Here is a 26646-nt window from a genome sequence, read left to right on the forward strand (position 1 = left end):
CGCGTCACCGCCGCGCTCGGCACCGCGGCCGACGCCGCCGCGCTGGCCGAGGCGCTGCGCCCGATCGTGGACGAGCGCGGCAGCCCGCACGGGCCGGTGCCGCCCGGCACGCCGCTGCTGCAGCCCACCGATGAACGGCGGCGCACCGGCAGCCACTACACGCCGCGCAGCCTGACCGAGCCGATCGTTCGCCATGCGTTAGAACCCGCCTTCGCGCGCATCGGGCAGGACGCGAAGCCGGAGGCGGTGCTGGCGCTGAAGGTCTGCGACCCGGCCATGGGCTCCGGCGCCTTCCTGGTGGAAGCCTGCCGCCAGATCGCCGCGCGGCTCGTCGCGGCCTGGGCGCGGCATCCCGGCACACGGCCGCCGATCGCGGAGGACGAGGACGAGGACCTGCTGGCAAGGCGCCTGGTCGCGCAGCGGTGCCTCTATGGCGTGGACCGCAACCCCATGGCGACCGACCTCGCGCGACTGTCGCTGTGGCTGGCGACCCTGGCACGGGACCACGAGTTCACCTTCCTGGACCACGCGCTGAAGAGCGGCGACAGCCTGGTCGGGCTGACGCGCAATCAGATCGGCGCGCTGACCTGGGGCGACGACCGGCAGGACAGCGCGATGAGCGGCTTCGTTCGCGGCCGCTTGGCGGAGGCGGTACGGGCGCGCGCGGAGATCCGCGACGCGCCGGACGACGTGGCCCGCGCGATCCAGGAGGCGCGGCACCGTGCGCTGGAAGCGCGCATGGAGGATGTCCGCACGCTGGGCGATGCGGTGGTGGCCTGCTTCTTCGGCCACGATACGCCACGCGAGCGGGAGGGCGCACGGCGTGCGCTGGCGGCCATGCCGGGCGGCGGCGACGCCATGTGGGCGGAGGCGCGGCGGCTGGCCGCAACGCTCGGGCATAGCAAGCCTCCGATCAGGCCGTTCCACTGGCAGATGGAATTTCCGGAGGTATTTAACGAGAGGGAGGGTGGCTTCGACGCCGTCATTGGAAATCCGCCGTTCCTTGGCGGGAAGAAAATCTCGATTGAGCACAGCGATGCCTATGCCGCGTGGCTGCAAGAAATCCATCAAGGGGCGCATGGCAACGCAGACCTCGTCGCACACTTCTTCCGCCGTGCCTTCGCGTTACTAAGACCAGATAGTTGTCTTGGCCTAGTCGCAACCAATACGCTTGGTCAGGGCGATACGCGAGAAACTGGACTATGCCCCATACTCGCAGCGGGAGGCAGCATTTCACGAGCATCCCGCCGTCTGGTCTGGCCAGGCGAAGCAGCGGTAGTCGTGTCAGTCGTGCACATCGTAAATGGTGCGGCACGCAGTCCAGTTTTGGACGGGCAACAGGTACGTCGAATCAGCGCTTATCTTGTAAACGGCGACTTGGATGCGAGCCCTGCGCGTCTTGCTACCAACGCAGGTAAATCCTTCGAAGGCTTCAAGCTAATCGGCATTGGCTTTACGTTCGACAATGCGACGGCATCGAAGGGAAAGTCCTTGTCCCTGGCTGATATGGAGCGGCTGGTTACCAAGGATCCACGTAACTCGGAGCGCATTTTTCCATATCTCGGCGGCGAAGAGGTGAACACCAGCCCGACTCACTCGCATCATCGATATAGCATCGACTTCAATGATTTCCCGCTGCGGCGGGAAACTATCGTGGTGCGTCGCGGCGATCGCGAGGTGAAGTGCCTTTGGGCCGAAATGTCCGAGGAAGAACGCATTCGCTTCCGCCGGAGCGGCATTGTCCCTCGCGACTACCCCGCACCGGTTGCAGCAGACTGGCCGGACCTGCTGGATGTCGTCGAGCGATTTGTGAAGCCTGATCGTGACGGACAAAGGCGCGATGCGCTCAGATTACGGTGGTGGCACTACGCGGATAAGCGCCCCAACCTACGAGCGGCGACGCGCGATCTTTCCGCCTGCCATATTCTGACGCGTGTCTCCGCGCATCATATGGTAACGACGGTGCCAACCGGTATTATTTGGGCGGACTCGACCACCATCTTCGCTGACGAAAGACCCGCCTTCCGGGGCATTCTGCAGTCGCGCCCGCATGAGCTATGGGCGGCATTTTTCGCTTCCTCGCTTGAAGATCGACTTCGCTATGGCCCGTCGGACTGCTTCGAGACCTTCCCTGTCCCGATGCTCGATGGTGCCGCACTACATGAAGCCGCTGTGGCCTACCACGATCACCGCGCCACCATCATGGTCACTCGGAACGAAGGGCTGACGAAGACCTACAATCGCTTCCACAATTCGTCTGACCGCGCCGGCGACATCCAGCGCCTGCGCGACCTGCACCACTGCCTGGATCTCGTCGTGCTACGAGCCTATGGCTGGGATGACCTCGCCGCCCGCGCCGCGCCGGAATTCCTAACCGAGGAGACTGAGCCGACCCACCGGTACCAGGGTCGCCTTTTCTGGCCCGCTCCCTTCCGCGACGAGGTCCTCGCCCGCCTCCTCGACCTCAACCGCGCCCGCGCCGCCGAAGAACGCGCCCTCGGCCTCTCGCCGGGCCGAGCCGAGGAGCAGGACGAGGAGGACGCGGAAGCGGCGTGATGCGGGCCTCGTCGCCCTTGCAACGAGCCCTGGCGCAGCGCCACCTCTCCGGCGTGCCTCGTCGAATCGCTTCCGTACGGCTCGACCACCGCGCACCCTGCCGCATCCTCGCACGGAGACCGCGTTTGCCTTTTGACTTCGTCTTCACCTCGCCCCCCTTTGGCGGAGCCGGCCTTCGGGCGACACCTTCTGGTGCGCTCCCTCGTCAATGGCTCGACCACGTCGCCGCGCAGATCGAGGCGCTCAGCCCGACCTATCTGTTCATCGAGAACAGCGGCCTGCTGTTCGCGCTGCCGCGTCGCTTGCCGGCGATCGTCGCGCGACAAGTGGCGGTGTGCGATCAGGACGAGCCGTATCCGGAGGCGTTCGTGTTCGGCTCGCCCGCTGCCTACGCGGCGGTAGCGCACGAGACGCCGGAGGCCGCGATGGCTTTCGACCTGTCCTACGCCTTCGCCGAACTCCGCGTCGCGGACCGGTCGCGGCACGTGCTTGATCATGATGCCGTCCGCTATCGCTGCTTCGAAGACAAGGCCGCGGCGAAGCTGGCGCGGTGCCTCATCGAAGCGCTCGCGAGAGCGGGCCTGCATCCGCTTGAGTGGGTTCCGACACGGATGCCGCTATCGAGCAAGAGATGGGATGGTGGGCAGGACGGCCTGCTCCGTCTTGCGCAGCAACCGACCTGGCTGCAGGTCACTGGCGGCGAGAAGCCCAGCATTCTTCCGCATGCGAAGTGGCCGGGTTATGCGGCAGCCCATTTCTTCCTCTCCGATGGCGTTTCGAGTTCCGCTTGGAAGCCGAAGAGCCCAGGTCGCCGTCGAGAGATCTATGGCGAGGAAACGCCGGCGCACGCGGATGTTCTCCACATCGCCGTGGGAAAAGCGGCACCGCCCGCATCCGTGGCGTCAGCCATCCGCGGCATTGCCCTTGAACCGGTGGGCAGCAACGGCCAGGCGCCGAGGTGGCTCCGGACGGTCACCCTGCATCCCATAGAGGTGCTCGACCCGTTCGTGGGCAGCGGGAGCCTCTCGTGCGCGGTTGGAAAGTCGATTCTGCCCGCGAGACTCGTTGGCGAGCGGCGGGAGCTTCGACAGTCCTCGGCACCCACGGCAGAGACTACGCCCGCTCCCTTCCGTGACGAGGCGCTCGCCCGGCTCCTCGACCTCAAGCGCGCCTGCGCCGCCGAAGGACGCGCCCGCGGTCTCTCGCCGGGCCGCACCGAGGATGCCGACGACGAGCAGGAGGACGCGGCATGAGCTTCACGACGGTCCGCGAGGAATCGTTCGGCAAGCACACGCTGCGTGCCGTCCGTCTCAATGCGGGCGGCTATCGGGGCATCGTCTTAAAGTATGGCGGCGGTAGGCTCGGGCCCTTCGACGCCACGGATCTCGACGAGCTCTGGGACCGCCTCAAGCTGGAAGCGATGAAGGCGGGCCGCGCCTATGTCGGATTTGATGGCGCCCGCGCGCGCTTCCTGAATCACTTCCCGCGCGGGTTCGAGGATCCCGGCTACCTGAAGGACGAGCGCAACTACAAGCTCGATGCCAAGCGGAAGCTCGACACGACGGCGCCGCTCGATGCGGCGGCGACCGACGCCGGCTTTGGGCCTGCCGTGCTCACCGTCTTCCACGGGACCAACCTGCTGTCCCCCTTCGAGAAGACGAAGCTGACGCCGCTGCTGCGCGGCCCGTCGGCGGATGCCTTCGTCAGGGCTGCTGCCGCCTTCACGCTGGGCGCCGGTGATCCGGCGCTGCAGGAGCTACGCCGGATCGCGCATCCCTTCGAGAGCGCGAAGTGGACGGTGTTGACCTACCTGCCTTTCCTGTGGCGGCCCGACGCGCACATGTTCCTCAAGCCGACGGTCACCCAGGACTTCGCGGAGCGCGTCGGCCACTCGTTTGCGCAGGCCTACGCGCCCGAACTCGACATTGGCATCTACGAGAGCCTGCTCGACCTCGTCAGACGGACAGAGACCGAGCTGGCACAGCTCGGCCCGCGGGACCGGATCGACGTCCAGAGCTTTATCTGGGTGGTCGGGTCGTATGAGGACGCACCCGGGACCGGCGACCCGAATTCGCGCTGACGATTCCGATACACTCGGGCAACATCCGGAGGTACCCTGTCGCGAGCACGACAATCGCGGAAGGGAAGCATGCCGGAGTTTTCGCCGGAGGACGCCGCCTACGAAGCTGGGCGCATCGCCAACATTCGGCCGTGGAAGCGCCGGTGGCCCGGCGATGCCGACGCCGACACGGAAGCGGCGTAGCAGCGACCATGCGGATCCTGGACGGCACAGCCACCCTCGACACGGTCAGCGAACTTCTGCGAGCGAGCAGTTGGGCGCGCATCGCCGTCGCATACTGGGGCAAGGGCGCCGTGAAGCGCCTGGGCTTGGCTGATGCGAAGGCGCGGCGGGCGGATGTGCGGATCGCGCTCGACCTCCGCAGCGGGGCCTGTAACCCGACGGAGGTGCAGGATCTGCTCGACCTCTTCGGAAAGACGCGTGTGCTTGCCGTGGATGGCCTTCACGCGAAGCTCTGGCTGACGGAGGCGGGCGGCGTGATCGGTTCATCGAACGCGTCGGCGAACGGCTTCGGTCACGAAGGCGAGGAGAAGGAGGTCACCGGGCTTATCGAGGCCAATCTCCTCATCCAACCGCTACGGAGCACCATCGAGCGCGACTGGCGCACATGGTTCGATACCAGCGTCTGGGCGCGGGGTAAGCGGATCAACGACCGGATGATGCGCGAGGCTGATCGGCGCTGGCGAAAGCGGCGCGGCGCGCGCGGAACCAACCCTCCAGTACAAGAACCTGGTGGGTCACTCCTGGACCGCATGCGTCTCGATCCGGGCTTCTTCCGCGACAAGCCGCTCTCCGTGTGGATTCACCCACATGATGGCCTTTCCGCGACAGCAACGCGGGGGCTGAAGACAGAGAGCAAGCTGCGGCAGATGCAGGCTCTCGATTGCTACGAGGGGTGCCGCCTCGTTCCGCGTCAGTACATCCTCGACTTCGAGTGGGATGCGTCCAAGGACTACCTGCGTTTCGACGGGCTCTGGCAGGTGCTGGAGGATCGGCCGAACGTGCGGCTTGCCGGCACCGCGATCAGCTTGGTGCGCCCGGTCAGCACCTTCGAGGGTTTGTCCGTTGTGGGAGAGCGCCCGGCTTGGCGATCTGCCGTTCGACAGATCCTCCCGACTCTCGGACGCAAGACGAGGCTCCACGAAGCGGCAGAGGAGTTTGCGTTGCGCTTGGCGAGAAGCTGACGACCTGCCTAGCCAAAAGGTGTGGTCTCACCAGTTCAGCCCTGAATTGCCGCATTCGATCCTTTGCAAGGAATTCTTGCAAATCCAATTTCGCAATCCTATATCGGCTGCGTGACGGAGCGCATGTCATGCAAGCCGGACTGATCGGCGGACGGATTAGGGCTAAGCGTGAGGAGCTGGGGTTCAGCCAGGAGGCGGTGACGCGCCTGCTCGGCTTCAAGGACCGCCAGACCCTGTCGGCCATCGAGACCGGTGAGCGCCGGGTCTCGGCCGAGGAGCTCCTGCGCTTTTCCCAAGTGCTGGCCGCGCCGCTCGACTTCTTCACCGACCCCTTCCTCCTGGTCGCGGAGGGCCGCTTCAACTGGCGGCAGAGCGGCGTGCCGACGGCGAAGCTCGACACCTACGAGCGGGACGCGGGCCGTCTCGTCGCCCTGTTCCGGGTGCTGGGGACGGAGATGGGACACCAGCCGCCGCTGCTCCGGCGCGCCCTGACCCTCGGGAAGGGTAGCAGCTTCGAAGAGGCCGCCGTCACCGGCGAGCGATTCGCGGAGGAGTTCCGGCTCGGCGAGGTGCCGTCGCGCCGGCTCGTGGAGGCGATGGAGCGCGACCTCGGCATACTGGTACTGATGGTGGACACCGTGCCGGGCGTCTCGGGCGCGGCCTGCCGCCTGCCGGAGATGGACGCCGTGCTGATCAATCGGCGCGAGGTGCCGGGGCGCCGGCACTACGACCTGGCGCACGAGCTGTTCCACATCCTGACCTGGGAGGCGATGCCGCCCGACAGGCTTGAGGACGCCGCCGCCGCGCCGCGCGGGCGCGTCGAGCAGCTAGCCGACAACTTTGCCTCAGCCCTGCTGATGCCGCGCCGGGCGCTTAACCGCCTTGGCCCCTGGGGCGGGCTGGAGGGCAGGGGGCTGGCGGAGCGGCTGAACGCGGCGGCCGAGGAGCTGGGCGTGACGTCCTCGGCGCTCCGATGGCGGCTCGTCGGCGCCGGCCTGCTGCCGAAGTCGGCGGCGCGGGGCCTGGACGAGGCGATGCTGCGGAACAACGGCCGGAAGGGACAGGCGCGCGAGCTGCCGCCGCTCTTCTCGCGGCCTTTCGCCGAGCTGGTGGCCGCGGCGGTGGACGCCGGCCGGATCTCGGCGCGCCGGGCGGCGGGCCTGCTCGGCCTGCCAGTGGACGACCTGGCCGAGGCCTTCGCCGCGCACGGCGTCGACTTCGACCCTGGGATCTGAGCTGGGCGGATGGCAGGGGGGGGCGTTCTTGTGGACACCAACGCGATCCTGGAGGCGCACCGCGCCGGCTGCTGGCGCGCGCTCCGCGGCGGCCATCGGCTCGAGACCGTGGAGGCCTGCGTCGAGGAGACGCAGACCGGCGCGCAGAACCGGCGGCCCGAGCAGCGGATCGACGAGGCCGCGCTCCGGGCGGATCTGAAGGCGGTGCATCCGGTGACGGCCGCGCAGCGGGCAGAGGCGCTGGCGCGCGACGGCTTCGTCGCGCGTCTGGACGCGGGGGAGCGCGACCTCTGGAGCCATGCGCTGGCCCGGCCAGACGCCTGGGTCCTCTGCGGCCCCGACACGACGAGCCTCCGGCTCGGTGTCCGGCTCGGGCTGCGCGACAGGCTGGTCGCACTGGAGAGCCTGCTCGACCAGGTCGGGCACCGGCCGAAGGTGCCGCTGCGGCGGGCCTACACGACGGCGTGGCACAACGAGCGACTCACGGCGATCGCGCTCGAAGAAGGCGGGAGCCGCCCATGAACGCGCTCGTGCCTGCCTCGGCTCCCGGCAGCGCGACGGCTGTCCGCGCGCGCCTCGTTGACGTTCTTCGGCGTGACCTGATCGGCCCAGGCCCCGACGACGCGGACCTCGCGCGCGAGGTACTGAAGGAGAACCCTTCACGCTGGTACCTGACCGGCTTTCTGGCTCCGTCGCCCGACGGAGCGGCGACTGCGGAGGAGCCGGACGTCCTCGGTGAGGAGGGCGACCCGCTGTTCGGGGACGACACCGGCGCCGACCCGGAGACGGGCCCGGCGCGCGCGGCCGATGACGCCCCAGCCGACGAGCCCTCCGCGCGCCCCCGACGTCTGCCTGCCTCGCTCGGCATCACGGTGCTGGTGCCCGAGGGGGTGGATGAGGTGGAGGCCGCCCTGACCTGGGGCGACTACGCCACAGAGCCGCCGCTCCCTCCGGAAGTGCTCGCGGACAGCCAAGCGCAGTTCGATCCCCGCTACCGCGACGTGCGCTGGCGGCGAGTGCCCGGCGAGGCGGTGGTCCGAATTCCGGTGCCGGCCGGACGCGGAGCGCGTGTTCCGCTGCCGGGCACCGGCGGCGCGCAGCACCCGGCGGGCGGCCTTTCCATCGAGGCGCACGCGCGTCCCTATGCTATCGAGCAACCCGACGGCAGCGTCGCCCGGGTTCGCGCCCTGACGGTGATGGTCGTGAATCGGCGTCCCTCGGTGCGGCGCCGCTTCGCCGACGTGACCTTTGCATTTCAAGTCCGGCTGGAGTTGCGCTGCGCGGCGGGCTTCCACCCGCGGTGCGATCTGTCGGGCTACGGCTCGGCCGATCCCGACGCCGCGCTTGCCGACCTGCACTACCGCGATGTCGCGGAGTACGCGGTGGGCCGGGGGACGTCGGCGGGGTGGCGGAAGGGGCCGGACGGAGCGGTGCGTGTCGTGTTCACCGATCACCTGCCGCAGGCTGAGGTGGAGCGCGTCGAACCAAACGAAAGCATTGTAGGCGTCGAGTTCGGCATGGAGGCGCTCGACGCCCTCGCCCGAGGCGACGCGGAGCGTCTCGCTGGCGCGCTCGGAGGCCTTCCGACCGCCTACGCCGCGTGGATCGCCGGCCAAGCGTCGCTGGTGCCGGGCATTGCGGGGCCGGCGCGCAGGTCCACGGCAGAGCGGATCTTGGATGCGGCGCGCGAGGCAGAAGCGCGGATCGCCGATGGCGTCGCCCTCCTTCGCGCCGACGGGCGGGCGCGGCTCGCCTTCGCGGCGATGAACGAGGCGGTGGCCCGTGCGGCGCGGCGCCGCAACGCCGGACCCGGCGGCGACCCTTCGGCGCAGCCGGCGCCTCGGTGGAGGCCGTTCCAGCTCGCCTTCATTCTGCTCAACCTCCGCGGGCTGGCAGATCCGTCACATCCTGATCGCGAGATCGCGGACCTCCTGTTTTTTCCCACGGGGGGTGGAAAGACAGAGGCGTACTTAGGGCTGGCGGCGTGGATGATCGCCCATCGGCGGCTGTCCAATGGTGGCGTACTAGGCGCCGGCGTGACGGTACTGATGCGGTACACGCTGCGTCTCCTCACTCTCGACCAGCTTTCCCGCGCCGCTGGTGTCGTCTGCGCGCTGGAGCTGATGCGAGGCGAGCCGGCTTGGCAGGAGGGCGGCAAACGCCTTCTCGGCGACTGGCCGATCGAGATCGGGCTGTGGGTCGGCTCGGCGGCGTCGCCTAACCGCCTGGGAAAGGCGGGCGATAAGCGGGACGACACCGCGGTCGCGCGCGTCCGCCGCTACCGCAGGAACGGGCGCGAGGCGCCGGCACCGATCAAGGCGTGCCCCTGGTGTAGCACGCCGTTCGGCCGCGAGAGCTTCAGCTGCGTGCCAACAGACGCCGCGCCGCAGAACATGGTCGTCCGCTGTGCCAATGCCGCCTGCGACTTCACCCGTGATCGGCCCCTGCCGGTCCTCACGGTGGACGAGGCGATCTACCGGCGGCTCCCCGCGTTCCTAATCGCTACGGTAGATAAGTTCGCCGGCCTGCCTTGGGTTGGCGAGGCTGGCGCCTTCTTCGGGCACGTCGATCGCCACGACGATTGGGGCTTCTACGGGGCCGCTGAGCCTGGCCGCGGCCGACCACTCTGGAACGGCCATAGCCTGGCACCGCCGGACCTCATTGTTCAGGACGAACTGCACCTCATCAGCGGCCCGCTCGGCACCGTCGCCGCGCTCTACGAGGTGGCGCTCGACCGGCTGGCCAGCCGTGAGTTCATGGGCCGGCGGATTCGCCCGAAGGTGGTGGCGAGCACGGCGACCGTGCGGCGTGCCGCGGCCCAGGTGAAGGCGCTGTTCGACCGGCAGCGGACCGCGGTGTTCCCGCCGCCCGGTCCCGACAGGCGCGACAGCTTCTTCGCCATGACGGCGCGCTCGGAGGACAAGCCCGCGCGCCTTTACGTCGGCCTCGCCTCGCCCGGCCGCGGGCCGAAGCTGATCTTCCTGCGAGTGCTGACGACCCTGCTCGCGGCGGCGCGGGCCGAGGCCCAGGGCGGGGCGGACGCGGACGCCTATGAGACGGCCCTTTGCTACTTCAACGCGCTCCGCGAACTGGGGGGCGCCCGCCGGATCGTCGAGGACGAGGTGCGGGCCCGTCTGGCGACCTACGGCGCGGAGCGGCGAAGGCTCGACCCGCCCGATGCGCCGTTCGCCGACCGGCGCATGCGCGAGCCGCTCGAGCTCACCTCGCGTGTGAGCACCGATCAAGTGGCCGAAGCCAAGGAGCGCCTTGCGCTGCGCTGCGGTGACGTGGCCGGCGTGGACGTTGCCATGGCGACGAACATGATTTCCGTCGGTCTCGACATCGGACGGCTCGGGCTGATGCTCGTGCAGGGCCAGCCGAAGGCGGCCGCTGAGTACATCCAGGCCACTAGCCGCGTCGGCCGCCGCGACGGGCAGCCCGGCCTCGTGCTGGCACTGCTCAACGCGCACAAGCCGCGCGACCGGATGCACCACGAGCAGTTCCGACAGTTTCACGCCTGCTTCTACAGGTCGGTGGAGGCGACGAGCGTGACGCCGTGGGCGGCGCGCGCACTGGACCGAGCGCTGGCAGCCGTTGTCGTGGCCGCGGCCCGGCACCTAGAGCCCGACCTGACGCCCGAGGACGCTGCGCCGCGGCTACGGGTCAACACGGCCCTCCAGCAGCGGATCGTCGAACTGGTGCTCGAACGCGCGCCGCCCGACGCGGTGGTCGGAGGCCACGACACGCTGCGCGCGACGGTGGCCGAACTTGTGTACGCTTGGGCCGAGACGGCCGACGAGGCGACGGCGACCGGCGGGAAGCTCTACTACGGCCATCCTCGGGATAAGGCGCTGCTGCACGACCCGCTCGACCCGCTCCTCGACAGCCTCGCGCCGGCGCACCGCAGGTTCGCAGCTGGCCGGTCGATGCGAGACGTGGAGCACGCGACGCCGCTGCGCATCGTTGATGCCCATCGGGTCGAGCTGCGCTGAAGGGAGGGGGCGGTGGCCGACGAGACGATCCGCATGAGCCAGGTGGTTGGGGTGTTCGGCCCCGGGGCGATGCTCGACCTCCCCGAGCGGTCGGTGGTGGTGGGTGGGCTCGAAAGGTGGGACACGCACGCCCCCGGCGCCTTCCGCACGATCGAGGAGCCGCGCCTCGCGCGCCTCCTCCATCAGCGCCTTGCCGGAGACCCGCGCCTCGGCGGCGACCGCCCGCCCGATCTCCGCACTCCCCCCGTGGACCCGAACGACCGCCGTGTCACGCGGCCGCCGGCCATCGAGGCGCCGGTCTTCCCAGAGTGGTTCGTCTGTGACGCCGTCGAAGGCGACGCCCCGGGGCGGCGGCGCCTCGTCCGCTTCTCCGATCTGAAGCCACCGGCACGAAAGGAGCACGTCGCCGACGACGGCAAGCGTCGGCGCGCGTCCCCGGTCCGCTTCGTGTGCGGCTGCACGAAGGGGCATTTGCAGGACATCGAGTGGCGGCGCATCCTGCACGCCGACGGCGCGACCTGCCGCGAGCAAATGTGGTTGGTGGACACCAGCACCAGCGGCGACCCCCGCGACACCCGCATCGTCTGCGACTGCGGCGTGCCGCCGCTCACGCTGGAAGATCTGTCGGCGCCCAAGCGGCTCGGAGTTTGCCGCGGCGAGCGGCCCTGGATCGGCGACCGTGACCCGCAGCCGTGCGATGCCCCGAAGGGCCTTAACCTGCTGACTCGGAGCGCGACCAACACCTACTTCCCGCAGGTCGCAACGGTAATATCGCTGCCGCCCTCGGAGGACGAGCTGTCCCGGCGGATCGAGCAGCACTGGTCGGTCCTGCAGAAGGCGCGCAGCGCCGACTGGCTCGACATCGCTCGGGAAGCGAATGCAGCGGTCGGCGCCGCGCTGGAGGGATACTCAAACGAGGAGGTCTGGGCCCGCATCCAGGCGCTGGCTGCGGGCGTTGGCGGCGCGGACCAGGCGAAGGATCCGCGCCTGGCGGAGTTCGAGCTGTTCTCGAGCGGCCGCGTGCTGATCGGCGAGAACTCATCGCGCGCGCTGCTGCATGCCGAGACCCTCGACCGTCAGCGGTGGGACCCCGGTGGAGAGCCGGTACTGAGCGGCATCGCCTCGCTCGTCGCCGTCCACCGTCTTCGCGAGGTGTCCTGCCTCTACGGCTTCACGCGCTTCGAACCCGCTGCGCTTGCCAACGACGACCTAGAGGACGTCGGCCTTGCGGTGGAGGGGGCGCCGCTGGGACGAAGCCCGTCGTGGCTACCGGCCGTCGAGAGCTTTGGCGAGGGCTTCTTCCTCCTCTTCGACCCGGAAGCCCTGAAGGCTTGGCTCGCGCGCCCTGCGTTGCGCGAGCGCGCGCGCGCTCTGGAGGCTGGCGTTTCGTCCTGGGAGCGGGCGCGGCGGCAGAGGGGCCTGCAGGCGGACCGCTCGATCCTCGGCGAGCGCGTGCGGCCGGAGTATGTGATGGCCCACAGCCTTGCCCATGCGCTGATGACGGAGGTGGCTTTAGATTGCGGCTATCCTGCCAGCTCGCTGAAGGAGCGGATCTACGTGCCGCCCCGAGGCCCGAATGAGAAGCCGCAGGCTGGCATCCTCGTCTACACAGCGAGCGCGGGCATGCAGGGAACCCTCGGAGGGCTCGTCGAGGTGACGGGGCGCTTCGCGCGCGTGCTTCGGTTAGCACTTGAGCGGCTGGAGCTTTGCTCAGGCGATCCCGTCTGTGCAGATCACGAGCCTAGCGCCGCGGACGAAGATCGGGCGCTTCACGGTGCCGCCTGCCACGGCTGCCTGCTAGTTGCGGAAACGAGTTGCGAAGCCCGTAACCTCCACCTCGACCGCGCTCTTCTGGTCGATACGGTCGGCGCCGAGCGATGCGGCTTCTTCGCTTGATGACTTGCGCATTCAGCGGTGAGCTCGTCCCGCCAGACCCGGCGACCGACGCTTCCAGCATTCTTCTCTCTCGACTCCTCGCCAACATCTCCACGCCGGCCCGCAGCCGGAAGCGACGGGCACAATGAAGATCGCCACTATCCTTGATCACATCGACAGCGGCCACATGGCGCTGCCGGAGTTTCAACGTGGCTATGTCTGGAACCGCGACCAAGTGCGCAGTCTCTTCGAATCCCTTTACCGGCGCCATCCAGTCGGCGGCCTCCTAGTCTGGGCCACGGAGTCTAGTACCGCGCAGCACCGCGGCGACGGAGCGCTAGCTGCGGGGATCGTGAAGCTGCTGCTCGACGGGCAGCAGCGCATGACCAGCCTCTACGGTGTTGTCCGTGGTCGCCCGCCGAAGTTCTTCGATGGCAACGCCCAGGCGTTCAAAGGTCTGCACTTCCACGTCGGCGATGAGGTTTTTGCCTTCTATCAGGCGTTGAAGATGCAGGGCGATCCGCTCTGGATCGACGTCTCGGACCTGATGGCCAAGGGCACGACGGGGCTGGGTGGGCTCATCGCCCGGCTCGGCAGTGATCCCGCGCATGCGGCCAATCTCGCCGTATACATCGGCCGGCTTAGCGCCCTGCTAGGGATCGGCGATATCGATCTCCACATCGAGGAGGTGACCGGTGCCGACAAGACCCTGGACGTCGTTGTGGACATCTTCAATCGGGTGAACAGCGGAGGCACCAAGCTGTCCAAGGGCGATCTCGCCTTGGCGAAGATATGCGCTGACTGGCCCGAGGCCCGCGAGCACATGAAGGCAAGGCTGAAGGGCTGGGCGAACGCCGACTACCACTTCGATCTGGATTGGCTCCTGCGCTCGGTGAACACTGTATTGACCGGGGAAGCCAAGTTCAGCTTCCTGCACGGCCGATCGGCCCAGGACATCCAAGACGGCCTGAAGCGTGCCGCGAAGCACATCGACACCAGCCTGAACTTTATCGCCGGACGCCTCGGCCTGGATCATGATCGGGTCCTATTCAGCCGTTTCGGCATCCCAGTGATGGTGCGCTACCTGGATCAACGCTCCGGGGCGATGAGCGAGAAGGAGCGTGACAAGCTCCTTTTCTGGTTCCTTCAGGCCGGCATGTGGGGGCGGTTTTCTGGCTCGACAGAGTCATTCATCGATCAGGACCTTGCCGCGCTGGAAGGGCCTGATGGCGGCCTGGACAGGATGCTGGAGCAGCTTCGTCTCTGGCACGGCTCGCTCCGCGTGGAGCCTGGCCATTTCGCGAGCTGGAGCCTCGGGGCGCGCTTCTATCCAGTGCTGTATCTACTGACGCGTATGGGTGCTGCGCGGGACTGGGGCTCGGGTCTGCCGTTGAAGGCCAATCTGCTCGGTCAGATGAACCGCCTGGAAGTGCACCACATCTTCCCAAAGGCTCAGCTCTACCGGAAAGGCTTTAAGCGGCCGGAGGTGAACGCCCTGGCGAATTTTTGCTTCCTGACCAAGGACACGAACCTCCAGATCAGCGATACGCTGCCCGAGGTGTATTTCGAGGAGATCGAGCGCAACCATCCAGGTGCGCTTGCGTCCCAGTGGATCCCGACCGACCGTGCCCTCTGGCGTATCGATCGCTACCGGGACTTCCTGGAGGCTCGCCAGGCCTTGCTGGCGGCCGAGACCAACCGGCGCCTAGCGGAACTGCTGCACGGCGAGACCCATTGGCTCGAAGGACGGATGGCGCCGATGCTCACGGCTGTTCCGCCAAAGATGACCGCAGAGTCGGCCGCTGCGGATCGGGATGAGGAGCAGGAGATTGAGGCGATCAATGTTTGGCTCGAGGGCCAAGGGCTCCCGCGAGGTGAAGTCGGGTTCGACTTTGCGGATCCCGCAACCGGCGAACCCTTGGCTGTTCTTGATGCAGCCTGGCCACGTGGAATGCAGGAGGGTTTGAGCCAGCCCATCGCACTGCTGCTGAACGAACCACCTGAGACCCTGGCCAAGGCGAGTTCGGTAGGCTTCCGCTGCTTTGTCTCGATCAGCGAGTTCAAGCACTACGTCGAGACGGAAGTCCTGGCGGAGGCGCCACTGTGATCGCAGAGCGCCTTGTCTGTGGCCAGCCCCATGGAATGAGTTCGTCGATGCGCCTTACCCACTGGTCGCCGGTAGCAGAAGCGCTTCTAGGACAATGGTCGGACGGTCGAACTCGCCGTCCAACGGCAATGCATCTGCCACCGCTGCTGGCACGAGGCGCTCAAGGGTCGTCTGTGCCTGCGGCGGCGCCTTATCTGGTTGCGTAGCACTCAAGCGAGAGCGCACATTGAGGTCGTTGAGGATCTTCAGCAGCTGCCAATCTCGCAACAGCACTGGTCCTTCGTCCCCATCCTCCAAGGCAAAGATTAGCCGTGCCAAAGGTCGCGCCATGCCCGTCAATCGCTCCTCGACGCCGAGGATAAGCAGCGGGCGCGGCAAGCCGGGTACTTCAGCCAGCGGCGTTTCGAACTCCAGCGCCTCGTCGATTGCGACGTTGATCAACGCATGGCCAACGCCGAGCACGCGCATCGCTGCGTCACGCCCCGCTAGGTCACGATCAAGCGAGAGTGAGGCGTAGCTCCTCCGAATGTCTAGCGGAGCGCGATCGACCCAGGCCTCCGGAGTATGTCGCAGCTCAAACCCCTGTTCCGTTCGAAACAGGCGCTTTCCATGGCGATGCACGGCGTTAAGGAAAAATGCCTCGAGGTCTGGCAGGTCAAGCTTTGGCACGTTGCTTCCGTCGCGGCCGAAGTCGAAGCGCTCGACATTACCGAGCATCCGGCGAACGAAGTCCAGGACGCTCTCCTCCCCTAGCCGCTTACTGCCTGCGTCGAACCAACCGCGTAAATCCCCTTCGTGTGGAGCGGCGGAGAACAGCGGCTCCAGGGCGGAAGAGTTAGCAATGCCCAACACCAGCTGCATGGCATCCTCAGGATCGGCCATGGTGGCGGACAGTGTGCGCTGGATGCGCCGGAGCTTCTCATCGAGGAGGTCCCAGATCCGCGATTCCACCGTCTCGGGGTTTCTCAGAATATAGGCTGTTACGTCGCGCGTCTGGCCGTAGCGCCACAGCCGGCCAACGCGCTGGTGAAGGCGCATCGGGTTCCAAGGCAGGTCGACATGAATCAGCGTTGCGCATCGCTGCTGAAGATCAATACCCTCGCCCCCGGCTTCGGTAGAAACGAGGAACCTTACGCGTCCCTCGTTGAAATCTTCGGCCGCAGCCTCGCGCGCTTGAGATCGGCGTGACAGGCGGCCTCTGACGTCCGGTACGCCCTCAAGCGCATCGTCACCGTTGATGAAGGCGCAGCAACCGTGGCCGAAGCGCTCTTCCAGCGCGCGCACGATGAGGGCCTGTGTTGTCTTGTACTCCGTAAACAGCAGGACCGGCTCATCCGCGGCCAGATCATCCACGATCAGCGTCAGCAGACGTTCGATCTTCGTCTCAGATCGCACAGCGTCGGCCAGGGCAAGCAGTTCTTCGATGCGCTGAACCTCATTGCGCAGCAGCTCGACCCGCATCTTTGCGATGACCGCCTCCTGGCGCGCCGCCTCCCCATCCTCATCGTCACCCCCGGTGACGCTGTCAGAAAAGTCCGGCGAAGGCGCCGCGACCTCATCTCTCAGCATGGCAGCCCGTTTCCGCAGCACGGAAGAGATCGCGGCAAGCGAGCTGGCTGCGATCTTCTGGAGCGCGATCAGCAGCAGCATCCGCGCGCTCTGTTCGCGCCCCGTCATGCTCTCCGCGTACGCACGGCCGTCCATGATGAACGCGGACATGGTCTGGTAGAATTGAGTCTCCTCCGGCGAGTATCCGTGCTCCCTGCGGGTTACGACGAGGTTGGTGAATAGCTTGCGGCCAGCCAGGTCGGTCACCGACGCCTTGTTGTTGCGGATCATCGCCTGCCGCAACGCAGGCAACTGCTCGGCTATCGGTTTCTGCGGGTCGAAGAGGTCCGGCCGCACCAACTGCATCAGCGACAAGAAGCCGAAGTCCTTGCCGCGATGCGGCGTGCCAGTGAAGAAAAGTAGGGAGCAGATCTTGCCCGCCCGATCCATCTCATTCAGCAGGTCGTGCGCGAGGGTCGCCCCGGAACTCTCATCGGCGTTGAGGTGGTGCGCCTCGTCCACGACGACCAGATCCCAGGGCTCGGCCTCAAGCAGACGCCCCTTCCGGCCAGCCCGGTCGTCCCTCAGCGTCTGGAATGATGCAACGACACGCGGGTTGGCGGCCCAAAAATCCAGACGCTTGGTGTCCGCCTCACTGACAAACGCAGCGATTCGAAGATCGAACATCGCCTTCAAGCGGGCTTGCCATTGCGGCACGAGGCGGGCGGGCGTGAGGACAAGGAGCCGGCGGACCTGACCGCTAGCGATCAGTGGCGCAATCACCAGGCCAGCCTCAATGGTCTTTCCAAGACCCACATCGTCGGCAACCAGCCAGCGGAAAGGCCACCGTTCACGCACCTTGCGGCAGACCCATAGCTGATGCGGCAGCAGGGCGACACGCGACCGCGACAACACGCCCCAGCGGTCATTAGCGGAGCGAATTGTCATCGCCTGCGCACGCAAAACCGCCTCAAGGGGGTCGGCCAGCAAGCCGCCAGCGACGGCCGCCTCGACTGATGTAAGTAGGGAGAGGCTATGCGCCGCGACCTCGTGGATCGCTGTGCCGAAGCGCACCAGCACGGTCTCGCCAAGCGCGGCGCGCACCATGCCGTTGCCAAAAATCGGGTGACGGACAAGGGTTCCGGTGGCGAAGGTGTCCATATTCATTCTTCCGGCCCGTCCTCGTCCTGCGCAGTTCTCAACGTCCAGAGCTGCAGCGGCAGGCAAAAATCACCGGCGAACAGGGCTGCCTCCTCGCCAATCTCATTCACCACAAAGGCATGAATATCGCGGCTAAGGTCAGCGTGCGGCCGTTCCGTTCGATCACTCCATCCCAAGCCCTGTAGAAGAGTGCGAACGCGCTTCGTCGGCATCCAGCATAGCGGGGCCATGCGGTTGGCGGGGCCGAGAAGCCGATGCCGGGTCAGCTCCCTCACTAGGAAGGGCGCCCCGATACCTAGTGCACTCAGAAGCGGGGCAGCGTGGGTTCCGCGGCCTTGAAGGGCAGGGAAACTGTTGGGCTGCAGGAATGCGCGGTAGGTCAGGTTGGGGTTGGACTTCAGCAGCTCCGGCAAAACGCCGATCATGTCCTCATATTCCGGCAGCCAGCGCGCAAAGGCGTAAAGGTCCGGCAACAGCCCACGCCAAAGTGTGAAGGCCTCCTGGTTGAGCGTCGCGTTACTCCAGCTTTCCAGGCGGTCCAGCCATGGCTTGCTGTCCGGCGGAGGCTGGGAAAGCGCCAGTTCCTGCCACCACCCTTTTTGCCAGGCGGTCTGAAGGAAGCTTCGGTGCTGACCGTGCCGGGTGCGTCCAATGCTGTGCATGGCCGTCAGGGTGAGCAAGGTGAACCAAGCGATGCGTCGGGCTTCGTCGGACGCTGAGGGGTGAAGGTCACTAGGATCAAAGAAGGCTGGATAAAGGCCGACATCCCCACCCTCGAACCGCTCAACCTCCTCGGCCCTGTGCACCATCCACCATGCATGGATCTGCTCAAGATCGGCAGCGGGGGGACCTGAGACGATCTCGGGAGCGACTATGTCGTTAGATGTCAGCAAGCCGAGCTCAATTCGCGCCCTGAGTCGTGTGGTCTCAGAAACGCCAGGCAGTTCCTCCGTCCCCAGCGCCAAACGCTTAAGCCAATCGGGGATATCAGACTTTAGCTCACGCCCGAGGTTCTCCCCCTGGCTGCCTGAGGCGAGATAGATCAAGACGGCCAACTGAGCTTGATCATCTGTGGCTTGCCGAACCCAGCTGGCCAGCTCGCGAGCCTTTCGACCATAGCCAGCACTCTCGCGCGCCAAGAGGAAGAAGCGAAGCGCCGCCTCGGTGTCGTAGTTGGGTGTTAGGGTTGCGGCTGGTGGAGCGAAGGCCGCGTGAAGCGCCTCGTCCTCGACACCGGAGACGCCAGTACCGTGCAGGCTCCTGGGCGAGATGCTCAATTCCCGCACACCCTGGATGCTGCCATCTTCTGCCAGGAAGGTCGCCTCTTTCGCCGCGTCCGCCAATGCATCGCGCTCCCATCGCGCAAGGTTTGGGGAATCGAGCGCCGGGTGCACGAAACGCCAGAGGCGTGCCGCCTCCATTGCTTCCAACGGGGTAGGCTTCTTGCACTCCTGCCGCAGTAGATCAGCGAGGGACTGGTGTCTCAACTCACCCAAGCCTAGCTGGCGGATGATGCTCGAGGTCTCCGGCGTGACAAGCGGCAGCCGCTCGGCGATGGGCCAGGCACGAAGCCCTGCCCTGATCACAGGATCTTCCAGCACCCCTTGCACTACCTGCGGCCCATCCGACAAAGCAATCAGCCCGCTATGCTGGGGATCGGCGGGCGGCAGCACCGCGTGGTGCGCGACAAGAGCACCCAGCCCGCGATCCTTCCCGTGGAGCGCCGACCAGACGGGGTCCGACAAATCCTTGGCGAAAGCCGCGAGTATGTCGGACCAGAAGCGCTCACGGGCGGCTGGGTCCGCCGGAAGATCCAGCGACGCCGATAGGCGGGACCAGTCCTGTTCACTGACGCGGAAGATCGAACGAAGCAGACGACCGAGTTCCTGACCCAGCTTGGCGGCCAAGCCACGCAGTTCTTCGGACGTCCGCGTGTCGGAGCCGCGGCTGGCGTCCACGCGGAACGGGCCACTGAGAACCCAGGCTGAGGCAATCTCGTCCTGTAGGGGCGCGACATGCCAGAGACGGGGAAGTTCGTCTGGCAAGCGGCCGAGGCCGGATCTGATCAGCGGCAAATACAGGCGATGGTTGTCGCCGAGATCGAAGGCGAGCAGTCGATCCTCGCGGCCTGCAACCTCGCGCCGCACCACGTACAAGCATGGAACCTCAGCGATCGGCTCCCAGGCTATCCGCACGTCGATTATTTCGCTCGGCCCCGTGAGACGCAGTTCATGGACGTGATGCGCGACGACCGGCAGCCATTCAGCCGCGCTGCGAAATCTCTCAAACGCTTCGCGCTGAGCGTCGCCATCCGCTGGTACCGATTGTGGCAGCGCTATCAGGGTCGCCGGGCAAGCCGTCTCGACATCGCGCCGATCGGCAACCCGCGCTCGACCCTGGGGCCAATCTTCGGGGATCATTCCAGCCGAAATACGGACGGCCAGAAGGTCGCTTGCCACGGACGGCCAGCGGCTCACCAGGTGCACCGACTTGAACCCCAGGCCAAACTTACCGGTGTCGCGCGCGTCCTTATCGGAAAGGTTGAGGCGCAGCATGTTCGCGAGGTCGCGCCGGTAGCCTGCAGCGCGCGGACCTTTGGCCTCTGCTCCCGGATGGTTCACCGGCCGGCCCCAGTGCCACAGACTAAGTCCGTCGTCGAAGGCGACTTCCACGCGGCGCGGCGCACCGGGGTGTTGTCCTACCGCGTCGTCGGCATTCTGGAACAACTCGAACAATACGCGATGCGGCCCGTAGCCTAGCGCCCGCACCTGGGCTGCGACACCATCGCGAAGTGCCTCGCCCAGTGCATCATCGGAACGTAGGGCCTCCCACGCTTTCCGCTTTGCGCGCATCAATGCTTCGTCGTCACCGGAGCGGCTGGCTTCGTTGCAATCCTCTTCCAATCGATCCAGCGTGCCACGCAGTGGCGCACCAGGGGCAGGCTTCAGCCCTCGGAGGGTGGGCAGCAGTTCGTCCTGAAGCGTACGAACCGCCGTCTGTACGCTCTCCTGCGAGAGACCGGAGAGCGAGTCGAGCGCACTGTCGACTGTGGGCCATGAGTCATTGAGAAGGCCGAAGCTTTCCTGAAGGAGGCCGCGGATGCCGTTGCGAAGTAGTCGCGCCTGATCGTCGAGCGTCAGGTCGTCGACCTTGACCGGCGCCATCGTGACATTGACAGGCCACCGCTCCCGTCCGTCTGCTTCGCGGGCACGAGCGTCCAGCCAGACGTCCTCAGCTGGGTCGAGGACCGAGTCAAATTTGGTGGCTCGTTTGGCGCGGAAGGCTTCACCGACCAGGTTGATGGCGCCAACCTCACCAGCTTCGCCGATCCTCAACACCGTACGGCGCCGCTCCATGCGCGGCGTGAGCCTGTCTTTTGCCTCCCGGTCCACGCTGCGGACGTAGGAAGGAAGGGCACGATCGAACTCCCCCCACAGCTCATCCACGTTGCGCGCTTCCCCCCCGAGCCGCTCGGTAGCCAAAGCACGGAAGGGAGGCGTCCGACCGAGGAGTCCGATGAAGGCTACCAAGAGACCCGGCGGTACGGACCACACCCGCAAGTACTCGCGCAGCTTGGCTGGTGCGTCTTCCTCTACGGGTACGATGCTCGCGGCAGTGGGGCCCGAGGGTCGCTCCTGCGATTCCTCACCGTCCCGGTTTCGAATGCGGCATTGCCCGAGCAGCGCAGCCCATGGCTCATCCAAGAGATGGGCAGGGTCCACGTTGCTGGCGGCGAGTGCCAGGCGGCGCGCAGGGTGCCAGCGCCCATCCTGCGCCGGCAGAAACAGGTTGCCGATCACCGCGCGAACTGCTCGAAGGTCTGAGCTTGCGCAGAGGGTAGCGAAGGCATGCCGGTGAAGCCGTCGCGCTGGCTCACTTTCCTTGCCATGGCCGGCTGCCATGCGCCCAAGATCGGCCAGCAAGGTACCGACCTCCTTAGGCGTAGGAGCACGGAACGAGGGAACCAGAGACCGCGTGATCCAGTCCGACGAGAGGCCATCCTCGCGCAACGCGCCCCGAAGTAGCGGCCAGGCCGCGCATTCGACATCGACGTTCTGCCTCGCAAGCCGCTTTGCATCGTCAATCGGGAAGTTGCCCGCGTCGCCGCCAAATCCGGCAATGGCAGCCTCACTCACCTGAGTGGCTAGCATCTCAAGCGACGTTTGTCGGTCGGGGAGCAGTTCGGTCTTCACACGCTCAAAGCCAGGATGGTCGCGCACCCATGGCGGCAGTGCTGCAGGGCCGCTAAAGGTCGCGAGATCGCCGAGAACCTCCCGCGCCGACTGATCCAGTTCTGCGGGAAGATCCAAGATGTCGTCCGGCGAGCATTCGCCCTTGGCGGTTCGTAACCAGCGGTGGGAGCGGAGCGATTTTGCTAGGCTAGGATCTAGGTTGCTCGGGCCGAGGGCCTGTAAGGCTTCGAGAACTGCGCGTGTTGTGTGTTCAGAAGCGTCCTCATCCAGCAGGAGGCGCAGCGCGGCCGCGGGACACCACTGCTGAACCAACTTCTGCTGGGTGTCAGCAGCCGCAGAATCAGGAGCGATACGCAGCAGCCGGACTCTCGCGACCAGCATTGCTGGCACCTGCCAATCCGCAGCGCCGCGGCGGTACAACAGCGGGTCATCGGCGGTCGTCGGGTTGCCTCCAGGGCGGCCCTCGCCGCTCACCCACCAGAACAGAGGCAGGCTTCGCAGAAGAGACTCGGGCATTGGCCTGGCGAGAATGGCGGCGCATTCTTGCTCCGTAGGCCGGGCGTCCGCGAGCCCCGCCGGCCCTACCTGGTGCAGCAACTGCCCAAGTTCCTGATCCGACAGCTCCGTGACGCGTAGCTTGTCGCACTCTTGGTCGCTGAGGACCTTTGTGACTTCCGTTGGCAGCAGATGGACCGCTCGATCGGGTAGCCGTGCCAGCAACTCCCGCAGCGATTGGTCGCCGCTTCGCAGCTTCAGCAAGCGTGTCTGGTCACGCAGATCCGTGACGCCAGCTGCCAGCCGGCGCAATGGTGCTACGTCTGCGCCATCCTGAAGGCCGATTGCCTTTAGCAGCTCTGCGCGCGCTGAGGGTTCGCCAAAGCCTTGTGCCCGAGCGATGACTCCTTGCGCCGCCTTCGCGTCGAGCGCGCTGAGTGGAATGCCGTCATGGGCCACCTCCAGCACAAAGGCACGGGGCTCGAGCACAGCCTCCGCCACCAGCGGGAAGAAGCGGTTCGTCGTAGGCGCATTTTGAAAGATCAGACCGCCGCCTGCTAGGCGTACGAAGGAAGCCAAGTCGAGCACCTCGTCCGGCCCCTTACCGCGGCGGCCGACCCGGCAAAGGGTTAAGGATGCCAATGTGGGGTCTTCCGCGAGTTGTTCGGGACGCCGGCCGGTGGCCTGCAACAGCTCCAGTGCAATCGCGCCGGCACGAGGTGCCACATCCTTTCTACCGTCACCGCGCAGAAATGGGCCAAGTGCAGTCAGCAGAGCGCCAAAATCCCCATCTGCTATTCGCGCGGGCGGCGCATTCGCCGGTAGCAAGTCGAGCGGCACGACGAGCGCTGAAGCCCCGCTTGTCGCGAGCACGCGGCGAAGCTCCGCGGGGATCTCTGCTCGCAGAGGCACTCGGCGGCCAGGTGGGATGAAGCGCAGCAGACGCGTGATGACCTCGTCACCCGGTAAGCGCTTCTCGGAAGCAAACGCGTGCCGAAGGCGCTCGATAAGGATTGAGGTCCAGCTAGGATCGCCGCCTTCAGGCGCTGCCAATTGCAGCAGGTCCGCCATCTGCCTAGCAGCGGCCGGGCTCGTCAGCACGTCGTCGGGCGTCGAGTCCAGCAGGCGCGCAAGTATCTCGGGCGACCAGTGAGGCTCCTCCGCTAGCAGCGCGTGATCGGGCAACAGGATCAGCGGGCGACCTAAGCGGAGAATTTCCGGGAAGCGACCTTGCAAGGCGCTTCCCTCACCGTCCCAAGACTCTGGCAGGGCGAGAGGGTCGGCATCGGCCGACAGAAGCGCCCAGGCAGCGCGGCCGTCTTTGTCCAGACAGCGCGCCAGCCCATGCCTGCTGCAGATCGCGCGGCGATGTCGCTTGAAGAGCGAGGTTGCTCGGAGGGCGGCAATTGCCTGGGGAAGCTCGTCGGCTTTGAGCACTCGGCTTGTCAGGGCGTCGTGAAGCAATTCGGGCAACAGCGGCAACGTGACCCGATCACGCAGCCGCGCATTCCAGGCCTGCCAGAGCGTCTGTTCGTCGGAAACCACGGGCTCAGCGCCACCTGGCGCCCAGCGGATAGCCCTGCGTCCGCTGTCGAGCGAGAAATAGCCATGCAGGATAATATCGAGGCCAAAGTCGAGTGGCACAGTTTCGGCACTATCGTCTGCGATAGGCAGAAACACGGCCCAGCGCATGGATAGATCCGTTCCTGCGCGCCGAATCAGAAGCGCTGCGCCGTGGCTCTCGGCCTTCTCGGGGACCGTGCCCTCCATTTCGACGATCCGCGTTGGCCAGGCGCCATGCGTCTTCAGCAGCGCGAGTTCTTCCACATCCGGGCGCCATTCCAATCCTCGCGCCATCGCCGTCAGTGAACCACAAGTCGATTCCGCACGAAGTCGGCGAGGCTCGCCACCAAGCAGGGGGGCACCAGCTCCCAGCAGACAAATCGGATCGGGCTTCAGTGCCGCGTGCAACACGCGTGTGGCGTCGTCCCGCAGTTCGATGCTGCGCACATTCCGTAGCATTGGAAGAAGGCGCAGGATTTCCTCTTCCCGCCGGAAGTCCGACAAGATGTTTCCGGGCATGGGTTGGCGATTGGTGATGGCGCCGTTCCCGCGGAAGGGCCTGAGGTCGTCTGGCCCACGAAACGGAATCCAGAGAAGAAAGCGCCGGTCTGGAAGGCCCATTTCATCTGCGGCTTGGTGCAGCAGCTCCCACCCGTCTTCACCGATCTCCCAGGTCGCGCGCCGCGAAACCTCCATCAGATCGTGGAATGGATTGAAGATGTCGCGCTCCTTCACTCCGCAGCGGCGAGGACCGGTGAAGGCAAAGACATCGCACAGATGGAAGACAGCTTTCTGACCCAGACCGAACCGTCCGACAGAGGCCTTGTCATCGGCCTTGGGTGAATCGCCCACTCCCATCAACCCCGCCGCATCCTTTTCTCGGAAGGGGCCATCATTGGCAACAAGAAGGCCGGGATGCCTAAGCAAGACTGATGCAGCACCACTCCAGCCGCCACGCACTGTCAGCAATAGCCTACTCGCGCCCGCATCGTCCGCGTTCTGGACCAGCTCCTTCAAGATTGGAAAGCCAGCCGTGTACTGATCCCGGAGCAGGTTCTGGAGCGAGTTGATAATCGCCTGTGGGCGCTGAAAAGGGGGAGACAAGGGTCAAGGCTCTCCGAACCGTGAGGTTGTATCTTTCCCGAAAGGGGCCGCCCTGTCATCGGCATACGACTGGCGGAGGGATGGCGACCGCAGCTAGCTTCGTGCCGACCTTGCTCTGATCATCGCGTTGCATCCGCCTGCATTCGGGCCATTGAGGCGGAGCCTGTCCGCGAGGCCGCAGCCGACGGTGCGAACGCGCTCGACGCAAGCGCCAGGAGCACGCCCACGACCGGCAGGTGGATCAGTCGGTCGGTCACCGGGCGACCCTCCGCCGCCGCAAGCGCCGCGGCATAGGCGTCGAGCTGCGGCTGGTGGGCGGCGGCGCGATCCAGCGCCTGGTCGCGCCCGCCCGGGAAGCTCTTGTGGTCAATCACCGCGAGCCCCGCTTCATGCCGGACGAGAAGGTCCACCCGCCCGACGAGCATCTGCGCGCCCTGGCGCTGGAGCACCGGAACCTCCGAGCGCCAGCTGCAGCCCGGCCAGCGCCGGCGCAGCCAGGCCCAGAGACGGTCGCCCGCCGTCACCACATCCTCGGGCGCGAGGGCGGAGACGCCCCAGCGGCGCAGCAGAGCTTCGGCCATGACGAGCCGGTCACCGCGCGGCCGCGCATCGTCGTCGCCCGCCAGGAAGCCGTGCACCGCCTCGCCAAGGGCCGCCATGTCCGGCGATCCCACGAGCGGCAGCCGCGGCCCGAGCTCCTCCAAGGTCACGGCGGCCGGGCCGCCGGTGGCAAGGCCGCTCGGGCGGATCCGCCGCGGCAGATGCGCAGTCGTGGCGATCGCGATGCGCAGCGGGCCGACCGGAGGTGCCTCCGCCGCGGCGGGCGCGGCGGTGTCGGGCAGGATGTCCCGGATGCCGCAGGCGAAGCGGGTGCCGCCGGCCTCGATCTCGTCCGTGCCGGTCGCCGGCAGGACGGGCCGGTGCGGCCCGAGCGCATCGAGCCAGGCCACCTCGAGAACGCCTGCTGGCGAGAGGCGCGGCGCCAGCACCAGCCAGTCGCGCGCACGCGTCATCGCCACGTAGAGCAGCCGCACCGCCTCGCGCCGTGCCGCCTCCGCAGCGTCCTTGCCGGTGTCGCTCGCGGCGGCGCTGGCATCGAGGCCGACCTTCGTCTTCTGGTCGCCATAGGGCCAGGGCCAGAGCCGGATCCAGCGGCCGGCGAGCGGATCGGCGAGGTCGAGGGCGCCCTCGCGCGGCATGGCGACGGGGCTGTCGAACAGCCGATCCCGCGGCGCCTTGTCCAGCTCGGCCAGCACGACCACCGGCCATTCGAGCCCCTTGGCCGCATGCACCGTCAGTACGCGCACCGCCTCCGGGTCCGGGCTCGGCGGCTCCTCCGGGGTGTCCGCCGCGAGCGCGGCGCAGAGGCCCGTCGCGGTCGCGGGCAGCCCACCCTGGCGGCAGGTCTCCTCATGGGCGCGGGCCAGGCCGCGCAGCGCCTCCAGGTTCGCCAGCCGCGCCGTCGCCTCGCCCCAGCCGCGAAGGCGCTGCGGTAGGTCGAGCGCCGCGATCACCGCGTCCAGCGCCTCCGCCGGCGTCAGCGCGTCGAGCCT

General features: G+C 66.8%; 12 protein-coding genes. 9 read left to right on the forward strand and 3 right to left on the reverse strand.

The window, feature by feature from the left end:
- The 9 genes from OZN99_RS05230 to OZN99_RS05270 all read left to right on the forward strand — a co-directional run.
- Positions 1–2556, forward strand: a 2556-nt coding sequence (locus OZN99_RS05230; RefSeq protein WP_270934128.1) for an Eco57I restriction-modification methylase domain-containing protein, incomplete at its 5' end; no start/stop codon positions are given.
- A gap of 125 nt (positions 2557–2681) precedes the next feature.
- Positions 2682–3809, forward strand: coding sequence for a hypothetical protein (locus OZN99_RS05235; RefSeq protein WP_270934129.1), 1128 nt, complete (start codon positions 2682–2684; stop codon positions 3807–3809).
- Entirely contained in the window at positions 3806–4636 is an 831-nt protein-coding gene (locus tag OZN99_RS05240; protein WP_270934130.1) for a hypothetical protein, read from the forward strand. Before OZN99_RS05235 ends, OZN99_RS05240 begins: the two co-directional genes overlap by 4 nt.
- Before the next feature lie 191 nt (positions 4637–4827).
- Entirely contained in the window at positions 4828–5820 is a 993-nt protein-coding gene (locus tag OZN99_RS05245) for a hypothetical protein (protein WP_270934131.1), read from the forward strand.
- Positions 5821–5948: 128 nt separating this feature from the next.
- Complete coding sequence (locus OZN99_RS05250; RefSeq protein WP_270934132.1) at positions 5949–7055, forward strand: helix-turn-helix domain-containing protein; 1107 nt, start codon at positions 5949–5951, stop codon at positions 7053–7055.
- Between the two features lie 30 nt (positions 7056–7085).
- On the forward strand, positions 7086–7577 hold the full coding sequence (locus tag OZN99_RS05255; protein WP_270934133.1) for a hypothetical protein: 492 nt from the start codon (positions 7086–7088) through the stop codon (positions 7575–7577).
- Positions 7574–11047, forward strand: coding sequence for a DISARM system helicase DrmA (gene drmA / locus OZN99_RS05260; protein WP_270934134.1), 3474 nt, complete (start codon positions 7574–7576; stop codon positions 11045–11047). Before OZN99_RS05255 ends, drmA begins: the two co-directional genes overlap by 4 nt.
- 12 nt (positions 11048–11059) lie before the next feature.
- Positions 11060–12943 carry a DUF1998 domain-containing protein gene (drmB, locus tag OZN99_RS05265; protein ID WP_270934136.1) on the forward strand — a complete coding sequence of 628 codons (1884 nt, stop codon included), beginning with the start codon at positions 11060–11062 and terminating at the stop codon, positions 12941–12943.
- Between the two features lie 124 nt (positions 12944–13067).
- Entirely contained in the window at positions 13068–15029 is a 1962-nt protein-coding gene (locus OZN99_RS05270; RefSeq protein ID WP_270934137.1) for a DUF262 domain-containing protein, read from the forward strand.
- 54 nt (positions 15030–15083) lie between these two features.
- Here OZN99_RS05270 and OZN99_RS05275 read toward each other — a convergent pair whose 3' ends face one another.
- From OZN99_RS05275 to OZN99_RS05285, 3 genes are all read right to left on the reverse strand, one after another.
- Positions 15084–17738, reverse strand: a complete 2655-nt coding sequence (locus OZN99_RS05275) for a DEAD/DEAH box helicase (RefSeq protein ID WP_270934138.1) — start codon at positions 17736–17738, stop codon at positions 15084–15086.
- Between the two features lie 2 nt (positions 17739–17740).
- On the reverse strand, positions 17741–25093 hold the full coding sequence (locus OZN99_RS05280) for a sacsin N-terminal ATP-binding-like domain-containing protein (protein ID WP_456299870.1): 7353 nt from the start codon (positions 25091–25093) through the stop codon (positions 17741–17743).
- A 119-nt stretch (positions 25094–25212) separates the two neighbouring features.
- On the reverse strand, positions 25213–26646 hold a 1434-nt coding region (locus OZN99_RS05285; protein ID WP_270934140.1), incomplete at its 5' end, for a 3'-5' exonuclease.

This window comes from Falsiroseomonas oryzae, assembly GCF_027856955.1.
Lineage (GTDB): Bacteria > Pseudomonadota > Alphaproteobacteria > Acetobacterales > Acetobacteraceae > Falsiroseomonas > Falsiroseomonas oryzae.